14 protein-coding genes are annotated in these 15441 nt (G+C 59.0%); all 14 read right to left on the reverse strand.

Annotated elements, in window-relative coordinates; all coding sequences use genetic code 11:
• Positions 1-149: 149 nt before the first annotated feature.
• The gene (gene fliJ / locus ACRER8_RS23940; RefSeq protein WP_431748655.1) at positions 150-599 is read right to left on the reverse strand and encodes a flagellar export protein FliJ; all 450 of its coding nucleotides are present in this window, start codon (positions 597-599) and stop codon (positions 150-152) included.
• Positions 600-605: 6 nt separating this feature from the next.
• Positions 606-1964, reverse strand: coding sequence for a flagellar protein export ATPase FliI (fliI, locus tag ACRER8_RS23945; protein WP_431748656.1), 1359 nt, complete (start codon positions 1962-1964; stop codon positions 606-608).
• Positions 1954-2772 (reverse strand): flagellar assembly protein FliH, encoded by an 819-nt coding sequence (fliH, locus tag ACRER8_RS23950; RefSeq protein ID WP_431748657.1) that lies wholly within the window; start codon positions 2770-2772, stop codon positions 1954-1956. The genes fliI and fliH overlap by 11 nt, the downstream gene beginning before the upstream one ends.
• A gap of 15 nt (positions 2773-2787) precedes the next feature.
• Positions 2788-3807, reverse strand: coding sequence for a flagellar motor switch protein FliG (gene fliG / locus ACRER8_RS23955; RefSeq protein WP_431748658.1), 1020 nt, complete (start codon positions 3805-3807; stop codon positions 2788-2790).
• Complete coding sequence (gene fliF / locus ACRER8_RS23960; RefSeq protein ID WP_431748659.1) at positions 3800-5578, reverse strand: flagellar basal-body MS-ring/collar protein FliF; 1779 nt, start codon at positions 5576-5578, stop codon at positions 3800-3802. The genes fliG and fliF overlap by 8 nt, the downstream gene beginning before the upstream one ends.
• Positions 5579-5592: 14 nt before the next feature.
• Positions 5593-5922: a flagellar hook-basal body complex protein FliE gene (gene fliE / locus ACRER8_RS23965; protein ID WP_431748660.1), complete on the reverse strand. Its 330-nt coding sequence runs from the start codon at positions 5920-5922 to the stop codon at positions 5593-5595.
• 296 nt (positions 5923-6218) lie between these two features.
• Positions 6219-7646, reverse strand: a complete 1428-nt coding sequence (locus ACRER8_RS23970) for a sigma-54-dependent transcriptional regulator (protein ID WP_431748661.1) — start codon at positions 7644-7646, stop codon at positions 6219-6221.
• Positions 7643-8869 (reverse strand): sensor histidine kinase, encoded by a 1227-nt coding sequence (locus tag ACRER8_RS23975; protein ID WP_431748662.1) that lies wholly within the window; start codon positions 8867-8869, stop codon positions 7643-7645. The genes ACRER8_RS23970 and ACRER8_RS23975 overlap by 4 nt, the downstream gene beginning before the upstream one ends.
• A gap of 120 nt (positions 8870-8989) precedes the next feature.
• Entirely contained in the window at positions 8990-10465 is a 1476-nt protein-coding gene (gene fleQ, locus ACRER8_RS23980) for a transcriptional regulator FleQ (RefSeq protein ID WP_431748663.1), read from the reverse strand.
• Between the two features lie 163 nt (positions 10466-10628).
• On the reverse strand, positions 10629-10925 hold the full coding sequence (locus ACRER8_RS23985; RefSeq protein WP_431748664.1) for a flagellar protein FliT: 297 nt from the start codon (positions 10923-10925) through the stop codon (positions 10629-10631).
• 33 nt (positions 10926-10958) lie between these two features.
• Positions 10959-11342: a flagellar export chaperone FliS gene (fliS, locus tag ACRER8_RS23990; protein ID WP_431748665.1), complete on the reverse strand. Its 384-nt coding sequence runs from the start codon at positions 11340-11342 to the stop codon at positions 10959-10961.
• Positions 11343-11487: 145 nt separating this feature from the next.
• Positions 11488-12855: a flagellar filament capping protein FliD gene (gene fliD / locus ACRER8_RS23995; protein WP_431748666.1), complete on the reverse strand. Its 1368-nt coding sequence runs from the start codon at positions 12853-12855 to the stop codon at positions 11488-11490.
• An 85-nt stretch (positions 12856-12940) separates the two neighbouring features.
• Positions 12941-13288, reverse strand: a complete 348-nt coding sequence (locus ACRER8_RS24000) for a flagellar protein FlaG (RefSeq protein WP_431748667.1) — start codon at positions 13286-13288, stop codon at positions 12941-12943.
• Between the two features lie 73 nt (positions 13289-13361).
• Complete coding sequence (locus ACRER8_RS24005; protein WP_431748668.1) at positions 13362-15434, reverse strand: flagellin hook IN motif-containing protein; 2073 nt, start codon at positions 15432-15434, stop codon at positions 13362-13364.
• Between the last annotated feature and the right edge of the window lie 7 nt (positions 15435-15441).

Here is a 15441-nt window from a genome sequence, read left to right on the forward strand (position 1 = left end):
TGTCAAGCCTACGCATCTGTGACCGACACTCCGCATTCGCCAGCAAGCCGGCTCCTACAGTAGATCGGGGTATAGCGGAGATTTGAGTTGATCGCCCCCTCGAACTGAGCGGGAACGATCAGAAGAAATCTATAGTAGCGCCTCAGAAATCAGAACTGCTCTTGCCGCGGCAACCGCTGTGAAAGTTCATCCAGCAACTTCTGTTCCCGCTTGTCCTCCAGCGCCCGCGCCTCATCGATATACCGCTGCACCAATTTGCGCAGCCCCTCGACCCGCGCATAGGCCTTCTGCCATTCACCCCGGGCCTTGTTCAAGTTGTTCTGATGCCAACTCAGACTCTGCCGCTGCTGACTCACAGCGGTCTCCAACTGATTGAGAAAGCGCTGGTAGTTCATCAGCCACTGCCCGGAAACGCCGTGGGCGCCCTTGTCGATCCATTGCTGCTGGTAGTCGGAGCGAAACTTTTCCAGCTCGCCGAGTTTTGTTTCGGCCAGCCGCACCTGCCCCTGAAAATGCCCCAGACGCTGGACTGCGGTTTTCTCGGCCTTTTCGGCCATGTCCACCACCGGCGCCAGACGGGCCGCGCGACTCTGCGCCATGGGCTATCAGCTCCCGGCCTGCGGATTGAAGATTTTCGCCAGTTGGTCTTCGCTGCTCTGCATGCTCTCGTTATCGTGCAACCCCTGGCGCAGGTAACGCACCAGTTGCGGTTGCAGATTGATGGCAAGGTCGGTTTCGCGATCGCCACCGGCCACGTAGGCACCCACGCTGATCAGGTCACGACTCTGCTGATAACGCGACCACAACTGCTTGAAATACTGCGCCTGGGTCATGTGCTCGGCAGACACCACCGACGGCATGACCCGGCTGATGGACGCCTCGATGTCAATGGCCGGGTAATGCCCCTCCTCCGCCAGACGCCGCGACAGCACGATGTGACCATCGAGCACTCCCCGCGCCGAGTCGGCAATCGGGTCCTGCTGATCGTCGCCCTCGGACAGCACGGTATAGAACGCGGTGATTGAACCGCCGCCCTTCTCCGCGTTACCTGCACGCTCCACCAGCTTGGGCAGCTTGGCGAACACCGACGGCGGATAGCCTTTGGTCGCAGGAGGCTCGCCAATGGCCAGGGCGATTTCCCGCTGGGCCTGAGCGAAGCGGGTCAGTGAATCCATCAGTAACAGGACATTCTTGCCCTTGTCGCGAAAATATTCGGCGATGCGCGTGCAGTACATGGCCGCGCGCAGACGCATCAGCGGCGCGTCGTCCGCAGGCGACGCCACGACCACCGAACGCTTGAGGCCCTCTTCGCCCAGGATGTGCTCGATGAATTCCTTCACCTCACGACCCCGCTCACCGATCAGCCCGACGACGATGATGTCGGCCTCGGTAAAGCGGGTCATCATCCCCAGCAGCACACTCTTACCCACGCCGGTACCGGCGAACAGACCCAGGCGCTGGCCGCGACCAACCGTCAGCAAACCGTTGATGCAGCGAATGCCCACATCCAGCGGCTGGCTGATCGGGTCACGCTTGAGCGGGTTGATGGTCGGGCCATCCAGCGGCACCCAGTCCTCGGCCTTCATGCCGCCCTTGCCGTCCAATGCACGGCCGGCGCCATCGAGCACGCGACCGAGCATGGTCATGCCCATCGGCAAACGGCCAGTGTCCGGCAACGGCACGACGCGAGCGCCTGGCGCGATACCGGCGACGCTGCCCACCGGCATCAGGAATACCTTGCCACCGGCAAAACCCATGACTTCAGCTTCGACTTCCACCGGATGATGACTGTCGTCGTTGATCACCACGCAGCGGCTGCCCATGGCCGCGCGCAGCCCCTCGGCTTCCAGCGTCAGACCGACCATGCGCAGCAGGCGGCCTTCGACCATGGGTTGAACAGGCAGGGTGATAGCGTCGGCGTAGGTGCTCAGGCGCTTGCCGAAGCTGGTGCGCTTAAGACGCATCGGACGCGTCCGCGTTTTTCTGCATGAGTTGTTCAGCGCTCTTGATCGCCGCTTCCAGGTCAACGCTCACGTCCGGCACCGCCGGGTGCAGCGCCTGCTCGTGCAGTTGATCGAACATCTTGGCGATCGCCACGCTCAGACGCGTCTCTACCGTCGCGTCGATGCGACTGTGCTCGGTCTCGACCCGGCAACCGCCTGGCTGCAATGTGTCGTCTTCGAGAATCCGCCAGTTTTCCTCATGACGCTCGCGCAGGGCTTTGACCTGAGCGAAGTCCTGAGAGTTGACCAAAATGCGCACGTTGGTGGCGCCCATGGGCAACAGGCGCAAGGCGTCCTGCAGCACCTTGCCAATCTGGCTGGAGTCGGTTTTCAGTTCACGTTGAATGACCTCGCGGGCCAGGTGTTCAACCAGCTGAATCATCGATTTCTCGATCTGCGCATCCTGATCGGCAATCGGTTCGAACAGATGCGTCATCAAGGTTTCAAGGCCTGCCAGCCTGGCGGCCAGCGCCACTTCGGCCTCCTGGCGAACCTTGAGCTGGGTGCTGTGGAAACCTTCTTTCTCGCCGATGGCGAAACCTTCGTTGTAAGCGTCCTGACGAATACTTTCCAGCTCTTCCAGCGTCAGCGGCTGGACTTCTTCGAGCGGCACTTCTTCGCTTTCCGCCGGCTCCGGCTCTTCAACCACCGGCGCAGGCTCTGGCTCTTCCACGTGAGGATCGAAGCTGGGCAACGCCCAGACATCGATCCCACGCAGATCCTTGGCGCGGATAAGCTCGCTGGGTGCTTCTTTATCGGAGCTGAACATCGACTGCACCTGTTGTTAAATCATTTCCTCGCCACCTTTGCCGCCGAGAACGATCTCCCCGGCTTCCGCCATACGACGGGCAATGGTGAGGATTTCCTTCTGGGCTGCTTCCACGTCGCTGACGCGAACCGGGCCCTTGGCCTCCAGGTCGTCGCGCAGCAGCTCGGCGGCACGCTTGGACATGTTCTTGAAGATCTTTTCCTTGATCGCGTCATCCGAACCCTTGAGTGCCAGTACCAGCACATCGGAGGAGACTTCGCGCAGCAAGGCCTGGATACCCCGGTCGTCGACGTCGGACAGATTGTTGAAGACGAACATGAGGTCTTCGATCTGTATCGACAGGTCTTCGTCCACTTCGCGGATGGAATCCATGAGCTGGCCTTCGATCGAGCTGTCGAGGAAGTTCATGATGTCCGCCGCACGCTTGATACCGCCCAACGTGGTACGCGAGGTGTTGGCGTTGCCCGAGAACTGCTTCTCGAGAATCTGGTTCAATTCTTTCAATGCCGCTGGTTGAACGGTGTTCAATGACGAGACGCGCAGAACGATGTCCAGACGCACCTTGTGGTCGAAATGGCTCAGCACTTCACCGGCCTGGTCAGCATCCAGATAGGCGACCACGATGGCCTGGATCTGCGGGTGCTCGTAGCGAATGACGTCGGCGACGGCGCGCGGTTCCATCCACTTCAGGCTGTCCAGACCGCTGGTGTTGCCACCCAGCAGGATGCGGTCGATGAGGCCGTTGGCTTTGTCTTCGCCCAGGGCCTGAGTGAGCATCTTGCGAATGTAGCCGTCGGAGCCGATGCCCACGCCGGTCTGGTCGCCGACGATGTCGACGAATTCGCTCATCACCTGCTCGACCTGCTCGCGGTGCACGTTGCGCATCTGCGCCATGGCCACGCCCACGCGCTGAACCTCTTTAGGGCCCATGTGACGCAACACCTGCGCAGCATCCGTCTCACCCAGGGTGAGGAGCAGGATCGCAGCCTTATCAACTCGGCTCATTTTGACCGCAGCAGTACGACTATCACTCATCTGTGTTGATCCACTCTTTTACGACCTGAGCCACACGAGCCGGGTCTTCAGCCACCAGGCTCTTGATTGCGTTGAGCTGCGCGTCATAACCCTCGCTCGGGCTCGGCAGCAGGATGCTTTGCGGACCGCCCAGACTCACGCGGTCGTTGGCCAGCTCACCCTCCATACCGACCATGCCGCCCAATTCGACGTCACTGTCGAGGTGCTTGCTCTTCGGATTGGTGATGTTGTTCAGCACCGGACGCAGGACACCGAAGACCAGCACCAGGATGAAGATCACCCCCATCGCCTGCTTGACGATGTCCCAGAACCAGGGCTGCGAGTAGAACGCAATGTCGGGAATCACTTCGCCACGCTCGGTGGAGAACGGCACGTTGATCACGCTGACGCTGTCACCACGGCTGGCATCGAAGCCCACGGCGTCCTGTACCAGACGAGTGAAGCGCGCCAGTTGATCGGCAGTCCACGGCACCATGGTGGTTTCACCGTTGGCCGGGTTGACCTTGACCTGATCGTCGACCACCACTGCTACCGACAGGCGATTGATCTTGCCCTGCTGTTGCTTGGTATGACTGATGGAACGGTCCAGTTCGAAGTTCTTGGTCGACTGGTTACGCTTGTCCGCCGGGTACGGCGCGAGCATTGGCTGGCCGGTGGCCGGGTCCATGATCTGCTGACCGTTGGCGTCCAGCAGCGGTTGACCTGGAGCGATCGGGCCTGTAGCACCAGCGGCGCCGGCAGTAGCGTTTTGCGGAGCAGTGGCCGGGCCTGGTGGCTGATTGCTCAGCGCACCCGGAACGCCTTGCGGACCGCTGCTGCTGGAGCGTTGTTCGTTGACCGTCTGCTCGCTGCGCAGTGCAGGCTGGTCGGGGTTGAAACTTTCGGCAGTGGATTCCACCGCACTGAAGTCGACGTCGGCCGAGACTTCCGCCTTGTAGCGATCGTTGCCCAGTACCGGTTGCAGAATGTTCTGCACACGCTGGGTCAGCATGCCTTCCATGCGGCGGGTGTAGTCAAACTGCTTGCCGGCCATGGTCAGCTCGGAATTCTCCGCCTGATCGGACAGCAGGTTGCCTTTCTGATCGACCACGGTGACCTGTGATTTGGTCAGCTCGGGAACGCTGGTCGCCACCAGATTGACGATGGCCATCACCTGACCCGGATCAAGGCTGCGACCGGCGTACATCTCCACCAGAACCGAAGCAGTGGGTTTACGATCGTCACGCACGAACACCGAACTCTTCGGAATCGCCAGGTGCACGCGAGCGGCCTTGATGTTGTTCAGGCTGGAAATGGTGCGCGCCAGTTCGCCTTCCAGGCCACGACGGTAACGAGTGGCCTCCATGAATTGGCTGGTGCCCAGGCCCTGGTCCTTGTCCAGAATTTCGAAACCGACGTTGCCGTCGGTCTGCGCGATTCCGGCACCGGCCAGTTTGATACGGGCACGGGACAGGTCTTCGGACTTGACCAGCAAGGCGCCGGAATTAGGCTCGACGGTGTAAGGAATATCGGCCTGCGACAGCGTATCCATCACCTGCTTGGTGTCCATGCCCGACAAGCTGCCATACAACGGCTTGTAATCCGGCTGTTGCGACCAAAGCACGACGGCAAAACCAATCGCCACGCTGGCAGCCAGACCGACCATGAGGCCGACCTGACGCAACATGGTCATCTCGGACAGATTTTGCAGGAACGCCAAACCGAACATCGGCGGCTTGCTTCCTGGCGCACCCGTTTTGGCGGGTACGTTATCGGCGACGGCTTCAGCCATGACTTAAATTGTCCTCAAACCGGCATTTGCATGATGTCTTGGTACGCCTGAACCAGCTTGTTGCGTACCTGAGTCAGCGCCTGGAAAGAGACGCTGGCTTTCTGCGAGGAGATCATCACATCGGTGAGGTCCACGCCGCTCTTGCCCATCTCGAAAGCCGTGGACAGTTGGTTCGACGCCTGTTGGGTGTCGTTGACCTTGTTGACGGCCATGCCGAGCATGTCGGAAAAACTGGATCCGCCAGCCATTGCCGGCGCTTCGATGGCCTTGGGCTTGGCCATGGCATCCATCTGCATGGAGCGCATGTCCAACATCAAGCGATTAAATTCAACACCTTGGCTCATGGACTTCTCTCTCAAAAGGGCCGCAAATTTTTGACACCGATTCAGCGGTTATCCATGTAGTAGCAACAACGGTGCCAGACCAATGGCGGCACAGTGCCACCTTTTCATGAAAGTATTGGGGTCGTTACAGAACCGGAGGTCGCCCGTGAAATGTAAGCGCCGGCTTGCTGGCGAACGCAACGTGTGTCAGGCACGTAATGAGGCACTGACACACCGCGTTCGCCAGCAAGCCGGCTTTATAAGGATTTGAGTTCGCGGGAAAGCGCGCTCCTACAGGATTTCAGGCGCGCGTTTATTCAGGAAGCAAACAGATATCCTTCGACATCCATCCCCGCATCACGCATCTGCGCCAATTTGTAGCGCAAGGTACGCGGGCTGATACCCAAGCGTTCGGCGGCTTCCTTGCGCCGGCCGCGCTCGGCGCGCAGGGTGTCGATGATCATCTGGAACTCGCGACGCCGCAGGTCTTCCCCCAGCGCCCCGGCCAATTCGCCATTGGCAGTTTCCAGCGACGATTCCATGACACCAGGCGGCGTCGGCAGCGATGCCTGAACCTGAAGCATCGACGCCTGGGCAGGCATCGAGGCGAAGCTGACGGGGCCGGCCAGACAGAAATCCTCTGCCTGAATCACCCCACCCTGTTGCAGGATCAGCGCCCGCTGCACGGCGTTGTCCAGTTCACGCACGTTGCCCGGCCAGCTGTATTGGACCAGACACTTTTGCGCATCGGCCGACAGCCGCACGGGCGCGTGCTTCATTTTATTGACGTGCTTGGCCAGCAGGCGCTCGGCCAGGGGCAGGATATCGCCGGGACGCTGACGCAGCGGATGCCACGCCAGCGGAAACACCGACAGCCGATAGAACAGGTCTTCGCGGAAGCGTCCCGCCGCCACCTCACCCGCCAGATCGCGGTTGGTGGTGGCGAGCACGCGGATGTCCAGCTCGATAGGCTTGCGCGCACCGACCCGCTCCACTTCCCGCTCCTGCAAGACACGCAGCAGTTTGGCTTGCAGGCCCATCGGCATCTCGGAGATTTCGTCGAGCAGAATGGTGCCGCCATCCGCCTGTTCGAACTTGCCCGCCTGAGCCGCGATGGCGCCGGTAAAGGAGCCCTTCTCGTGACCGAACAACGTGGCTTCGAGCATGTTGTCCGGAATCGCCGCGCAGTTGATGGCAATGAACGGTTTACCGGCCCGGGGCGACTGCTGATGAATGAAACGCGCCAATACTTCCTTGCCGGTGCCGGACTCGCCGGAGATCAGTACGGTGGAATCGCTTTTCGCCACGCGGCTCGCCAGATTGAGCAACTGCGCGCTGGCAGGCTCGACCGCGATCGGCCCTTCGCCGTCCGCCGGCCCCATACTGCCCAGCGCATGACGGCCCACCAGCGCCAGCAATGCCTTGGGCTCGAAGGGTTTGACCAGATAATCGGCGGCGCCTTGACGCATGGCTTCCACCGCGCGATCCACCGCGCCGTGGGCCGTCATCAGCAACACCGGCAATTGTGGATAGCGGCTGCGCAACTGAGCCAGCAACTGATGACCATCCATGCCAGGCATGTTGACGTCACTGATCACCAGGCTGAACGAGGATGCGCCAGCAGCCAGCAGCGCTTCTTCGGCAGAGCCGACGGCATGATAATCGTGACCTGCCAGCTCCAGGGTTTCGCCCAGCGCCTCGCGCAATGAATGATCGTCCTCGACCAGCAATACCTTGATTGTCATGAGCGGTTACCTGCAGCACTGACGCCCGGAATCAGCGGCAAGGAAACGATGGCACAGGTGCCGCGCCCCGGACGCGAACGGAATTGCACCTGGCCTTGGTGAGCCTTGGCGACAGCCGCGACAACTGCCAGCCCCAGCCCGGTGCCAGTGGTCTTGGTGGTGAAGAATGGCTCGCCGATCCGCGCCAAAGCTGTAGTGTCGATGCCGCTGCCGTTGTCGCTGATGCATAACCGCAAGGTGTTGCCACGGTTGTACGCATGAATCTTGACCCGCGCCCCGGCAGAGCTGGCCTGCACGGCGTTTTCGATCAGGTTGAGCAACGCGCCGACCAGGGTGTCGCGGTTGCACAGCAATTCGCCATCGACGCTGTTGCATTGCCAGCGCACCGAGACGTCGCGCACATGAGTCTGCGCTGCAGATTCCAGCGCATCGATCAACGCCTGCGGAGTCACTCGCTCGGTCAATGGCAACTCGCCCCGGGCGAACACCAGCATGTCCCGGACCTGATGTTCCAGTTCATGCAGACGTTCCTTGAGGCGACCGGCGAAGCGCTGTTGAGTCTCGACACTCAAGGCCTGCTCGGTCAAATGGCTGGCGTAGATCATCGCTGCCGATAAAGGCGTGCGAATCTGATGAGCGAGCGAGGCGACCATGCGTCCCAACGACGACAAGCGTTCATGGCGCGCCAGTTGGCTTTGCAGATGACGGGTTTCAGTCAGGTCGTTTAGCAACATCAACTGACCAGGCTCGGCATCCAGCGAGCGGGTCGAGATGGACAGGCGACGGCCGTCCTTCAGGGAGATTTCATGACCGTCGTCTTCTCGCGGCGCAAAGCAGCGGGCAATCACATGACGCCAGAGCATGCCGATCAGCGGCTCGCCCAATAAGTCCAGCGCAGCCGGATTGGCCTCACGAACCGTACCGGTGCCGTCGATGACGATCACGCCACCGGGCAACAGGTCGAGCAGGTTTTGCAAACGGTTGGCCAGACGCTCCTTTTCAGCCAGTTCCTGCATGCGCTGAGCACTGACCACCGCCAGCTCACCCTTGAGCTGGGTAACCCGCGCTTCCAGCAAACTGTAGGAGTCGGTCAATTGCACCGACATCTGGTTAAACAGGGCGAATGCCTGATCCAACCCTTGTCGACTCTCCATTTCCGGGGACGGCTGCACCTGCGAACCGATCAAAGCGGGTTCGGAAGACTTCTGAGCGGCCTGGGGCATAGTTGATCTCTCGGTGGCGAACCGTCAGCAAACGGTATGTTGCAAGAGAACTAGCAATCCTCATGCCGAAAAAAAACCGCTGAAAAATCAGCGGTTTGTTTTTTGCGCGTCAAACGAGTGTCAGTCTTCGAGCTGATCGTCGCCTTCGCGACGGCTCATCCCGTACTTGCGCATCTTCTCCACGAGGGTGGTTCGACGGATGCGCAGACGTTCTGCGGCACGGGCCACGATGCCATTGGCGTCGTCCAGCGCCTGCTGGATCAACCCCTGCTCCAGCCCGCCAAGGTAATCCTTCAGGTCCAGACCTTCGGGCGGCAGCATCGCGCTGTTGGCGAAGTTCGGCGTATGGCCGTTGATCGCCACGCGCTCTTCCAGATCGCTGCGCAGGCTGTCGACCAACTGCTCGTCTTCGTCATCGACGTAACGGAATTTCTTCGGCAGCTCAGCGACGCCGATTACCCCGTACGGATGCATGATCGCCATGCGCTCCACCAGGTTGGCCAGCTCGCGAACGTTGCCCGGCCAGCCGTGACGGCACAGCGACATGATCGCCGCCGAGTTGAAACGGATCGAGCCGCGCTTCTCGTGCTCCATGCGCGAGATCAGCTCGTTCATCAGCAGCGGAATGTCTTCCACACGCTCACGCAACGGGGCCATCTCGATCGGGAACACATTGAGGCGGTAGTAAAGATCTTCACGGAAACCACCGGTCTCGATCATGTCTTCGAGATTCTTGTGGGTGGCCGCAATGATGCGCACGTCGACGCTCTGGGTCTTGTTGCTGCCTACGCGCTCGAAGGTACGTTCCTGCAGCACACGAAGCAGTTTGACCTGCATCGGCAGCGGCATGTCACCAATTTCGTCGAGGAACAGCGTGCCGCCGTTGGCCAGTTCGAAGCGCCCTGCCCGGCTGGTGATTGCACCGGTGAACGCGCCTTTCTCGTGACCGAACAGCTCGCTTTCCAGCAGCTCGGCCGGAATGGCGCCGCAGTTCACCGGTACGAAAGGCGCGTCGCGACGTTTGGAGTGGTAATGAAGGTTGCGCGCGACCACTTCCTTGCCGGTGCCGGACTCGCCAAGGATCAACACGCTGGCGTCGGTATCGGCCACTTGCTGCATCATCTGGCGCACGTGCTGAATGGCACGGCTGGTGCCGACCAGACTGCGGAACAGGTTCGGTTCGCGCTGACGACCACGCTCGCGGGCCTGATCGTACATTTCACGATAGACCTGGGCTCGGTGCAGGGAATCCAGCAGCTTGCTATAGCTGGGCGGCATCTCGACGGTGGACAACACCCGACGACGCAGATCCTCGGCGAGGTCGGCAGAAGAATTTTCGCCCATCAGCAGAACAGGAAGGAACTCATCCCACGCAGCGATGGTCTTAAGCAGCCCTTGTAGACTGCCCGGGGCACTGACGGTGCCGACCATGACGCACAGGACTTCCCGAGTGGACGCCAAAGAACCCACCACTTGCTGCCAGTCGGTACTGGAGCAGGACAGGTTCTCATCGCCGAGAAAATTCAGAATCACCGCCATGTCACGGCGGCGCTGGCTATCGTCATCGATCAGCAGAATCTTGATTTCACGCCACATGCAATAGCAACTTCCCTAGTCAACTCGATGCCCTTCAAGGGCAAGCTTGGCTTGTATGGTCCGTAAAGACATTACAAAAACCAGAAATTAGTGAACATAGTCAAGTCAAAAAACCGTACACAGTCAATTTTATGGCGCACAATTTCTTTTGATCAACCAACCGTCAACCAAACAGATGGTAAACCTTTGCAGCGCTTTTCGCTCGCTGGATTTGCGACATTTCCTCGACAATTGCTTGGCGCTCGGCTGTCGTAACCTCCAACAACTGCCTATATACCTCTAAAAGCCCTTCAAGATTGACGCGTAATGAAGCTTCATCGAGCCCGGTTTCGCTCAACACATCATCGACACAATCCCTACAGGCCACATCCAGCTCACTGATTGCCTGCCAGTCGCGCTCAGCAAGCGCACCTTCGAGCGCGCTGCGTGTTTGTGCGATGCGGTGCATGACCTGACTCATAGCGAATACCTCGGATAAAGTAGCGTTGAAGCGTTACAAGGCGCCGATGGCATCCCAGCCTTCCTTGACGTTGGCCAGCAGACCCGACACCTCGTCCAGGATGCCGACATCGTTCTTGATGTTGGCCTCGGTCAGGCGACGCATCATGTAGTCGTACAAGCCGTCGAGGTCGCTCAGGGGAGTTGGCGACTTCTCAGGATCGAGACCTTCACGCAAACCACCCACGATGGCGACTGCCTTGCCGATGCAAAGTCCCTTGGTCGCGATATCGTCACGTGCCAGTGCGCCTTTGGCCTGCGCAATCCGATCAAGCCCGCCCTGCATCAACATCTGCACCAGACGATGAGGGCTGGCCTCGGAAGTCTGGGCGTGGGAGTTGACGGACTGGTATTGGCGAAGGGCTCTCATCCGGTTCATGGTCATGCCTCGTAATGCACAAAAAAAGTTAAACGCTCTATGGTTTATTTCGACTTGAAGGCAGAAAACTTTAGTCCGCCACCGCTCATAAAAAACCCGGACGGCTGAAACAGCAGCGTCCGGGTCAGCAATCATCCTGCCTGAATCAATCGTCGCTGGAAGACTTGTTCAAGGCGTTCAGCGTGGTCAGGATGCTCGATTTGGTGGCGTTGAGCTGCGCCACGATACCGTCCATGGCGGTGTATTTGGCGGTGAGCGAGGTCTGCAGGGACGCAATGCGACGATCGAGCGTTTCCTGATCGTTCGAAAGAGAGCTCAGCGTATCGGTCAGCGACGTCTGGCGCGACGCAAGCACGCCGCCCGTGATCGCATAACTGTCAGTGGCCTTCGTCATACGCGTCAGCACACCATCCGTGCCGGTGAACAACGACGCGATATTGCCGCCAAAAGTAGTCGCCGCCTTCGTCCACTTGGTGTCGTCAAGGCTGAGCAGGCCGGTGTCCTTGTCGGTGGTGATACCCAACTGGGACAGTGAAGACAGCGCATTGCTGGAGGAAGCAGAACCACCCACCAGCTCGTTGCGAATGGACGACACCAGACTGCGCATGGTCGCGTCGCCCGTCAGAGCACCCGCCGTAGTCGAAGCGCCATCTGTAGTCGTGGTCGGCGTAACTTTGGTCTGCGCATTGATGGCTGTCATCAAGGTGTTGTAGGCGGTGACGAAAGATTGCGCCGAGGTTTTGATGGTTGAGGTATCAGTGGACACACTGACCGTCGTATCGCCCTTGGCAACCAGATTCAATGTCACGCCGGTCAATGCACCGGTCACGGTGTTGGACTTGGACTCGACTGCGTTGCCATCAATGGTGTATTTGGCGTTGACGCCCGGCGTCTCAGTCGCACCTACACTCAACGCATCAATACCGCCTAAAGTGATATCAGTATCCGCGCCGGTCGTAGATGAACCGATTACCAGCCGCGCACCATCGGTACTGGTCAGGATGGTCGCGGTAATCCCCTTGCCACTGAGCTGGGTATTGATCGCTTTACGTGTGTCTTCCAACGTAGCGCCTGCGGGCAATTCAACGTTGTAAGTAGAATCGGATTGCGTAATTGTCAACGTTTGGGATGCGCTATCGCTGTTGACCGTATCCGTAGCCCCTCCCGCGAATACCGCGGTGGTAACCCGAGAGGCCGTCGCCAACTGCGTGACACTCAGGGCGTAAGAGCCGGTGGTCGCGGTGGAGTCAATCGTTGCCTTGGCGATTTTCTCGTCGGCAGACGATCCCGTCAGACTGCTGAATGAGGCAGCAGTGTTGATCTTGGCAATTGCGGTACGATAAGTGTCCAGCGCACTTTTGATGACCGAGATAGCAGACAGAGTCGTACTCGCCGTCGATTTCTGGGCGTCGATCTGCTTCTGCTTTGGCTCTTTTTCAGCATTGACCAAAGCGGTCACGATGGCTTGGGTATCGATCCCTGACCCCACGCCACTTACTGTTGAACTCGCCATTTTCCACTCTCCTTATCATCGGCGGCTGTCGTGTTCTTGACGAACAACTCAGGAAAGACAGTCACCATCAAAATGCGTGCCAGGCTCAGACTTTGGCATCGAACAGCAGGCTGTTGGCGTCGTTCAAGCTTTGCGCCAGTTTCAGGGCTGTTTCTGAAGGAATTTGTCGGATCAGGTCGCCGCTGTCGCGGGCAATGACCTTGACCACCACAATGCCTGTCGAGTCGTCGATGGAGAAATCCAGCTTGCGATCCATTGATTGCGCAAAATCCTGAATATCCTTCACCGCTTGTTGCAAATCCTGCCCCTTGGGCGTCGCAGCAGATGGTGCGGTTGTGTCAACCGCTGGCTGAACCGCCGCGTCAGCGCCATGGATGGCGGCCTGAGCAGTGGCAGGCGGGTAAGACAAGTTCAGCTTGACGCTCATATCCATGTCCATCACCTCACAAAAATGAATAAACGGAAGGGTGCGTTAACACCCTTCCGTTGGTTACCTCATGCCTGGATTACTGAAGCAGCTTCAGTACGGCCGATGGCAGTTGGTTAGCCTGAGACAGGATCGCAGTGGAAGCCTGTTGCAGGGTTTGTTGCTTGGTCAGTTCAGCGGTTTCAGCAGCGAAGTCGGCGTCTTGTACACGGCTGCGGGCAGCGGTGGAGTTTTCCGAGATGCTGTTGAGGTTGGAAACGGTGCTGTCGAAACGGTTCTGCACCGCACCCAGCTGGGCGCGCTGGCTGTCTACCTGCTGGATCGCACCGTCCAGAGCCTGGATGGCTTGCTGGGCAGAGTCGGAATCCAGAATGCTCAGGTCGCCAACGGTGGTTTCCTGGGTTGTAGCCTTGGTGGTCGAAGCGGTAAGCCCCAGTGCAGCCAGGCCAGTGCCGTTGCTGCCATCAGCGACAGTGATGTCTTCGTCAGCGTTGAATTCCAGAGTACCGGTATCAGCGTTGACTTTGGCAGTCACACCACTGGAAGAGCTGTTGATCGAGTCGGCGATGCTAGCCATATCCGAGCCTTTGGTGAACTTGACTTCAACACCGTTCACGGTGATCGAAGTGTCGTCCTGCAGCTTGGACTTGGTAGTACCTGACGTCAGTCCCAGGCTGTCCAAAGCACCGGCAGTCACGTTTTCCAGCTTAACGTCTTCGCCGTTAGCCGAAGTCAGAACCAGACGGCCATCGGAGCTGGCGCTAGCAGTGACGCCAGTATTAGTGGTGTTTGCACCGGAGGCACCGTTGATCGCGTCAACGATTTGCGACAGTGTCGAACCAGCAGCAACGTCAACTTGAGTGCCGTTAACCTTGATCGAGCCAGAAGATGCCAGGCCACTCGAAGTGCTGTACGACTTGTCAGTACCCGCTACGAAAGTACCGGTACCCAACAAACCGTTAGCGGTATCTGCAGTCGAGTTCTGGCCAATTTTGAAATCGGTTGGCGAGCTAAGCGACAGAGTACCCGAGCTGCCATCAGCGCTTTTGTTGATTTTGGCCGTAACGCCAGTGGCGGAAGATTGGGCGTTGATCTTGTTAACAACTTGATCCAGCGTGTCAGTGGAGGCGACGCGGATGGCGGTGTTGTTAAGAATCAAGTCGCCAGCAATACCAGTGCCGACTGTTTGAGCTTTCAACTGGATCGTGCCTTCCAAGGCCGGAGCGGTGGTGGCGTCTGAACCATCTTTCGCGTCGCCTGCGGTTACACCCAGCGCTGCCAGCACTGCATCACCCGCAGCGTCGGCACCTGCAACTGCTACCGTACCGCCCGACGCTGCTGCGATGCTCAACTTGCCATCAACCACAGAGGCTGTAACCTTGTCGGCTGGAGCACCTGCGGCGGATTGATCGTTGATTTTCTTGACGACTGTGTCCAAGGTGTCGTCGGCGGCGACCTCAACGGTGTTGCCACCGAGGGTGAGGTTGCCCGCGGTACCAATCTTTTTATCACCAACAACAAAGCTTGCGGTCGTGGCGTCACCGGTGGCAGTAGCAGCCGAGGTAATCACGCCAGCCTTGCCAGTCACAACAGCGCTCAACTTGGAAGCTGCGCCCGATACCGATGCTTCGTTGTAAGTACCCTTCAGGTCGCTTGCGCTAACCGAACGCATACCGAACGAGATAGTTTCGTTAGCATTCGCGCCAACCTGGAACGAAGTGCTGGAGAACGAACCGTCCAGCAGGTTACGGCCACCGAAAGTAGTGGTGCTGGAAATACGGGTCAGTTCGCCCGACAGCGCGGTGAATTCCTGTTGCAGGGAAGTACGGTCGTCATCGCTGTTCGAGCCGTTGGCCGATTGCAAAGCCAGTTCACGCATACGCTGCAGGATGTTGGTGGATTCTTGCATCGCGCCTTCAGCGGTCTGGGCGATGGAGATGCCGTCGTTGGCGTTCTTGATGGCTACGTTCAGGCCGTTAACCTGGCTGGTCAGACGGTTGGCGATTTGCAGGCCGGCGGCGTCGTCTTTGGCGCTGTTGATTTTCAGGCCGGAAGACAGGCGAGTCATCGACGTGCTGAGTGCATCGGAAGCCTTGTTGAGGTTCTTCTGAACCGTCAAGGACGCAATGTTAGTGTTTACCGTTAACGACATGATGAAT

This window comes from Pseudomonas sp., assembly GCF_050739935.1.
In the GTDB taxonomy this organism is placed as follows: Bacteria; Pseudomonadota; Gammaproteobacteria; order Pseudomonadales; family Pseudomonadaceae; genus Aquipseudomonas.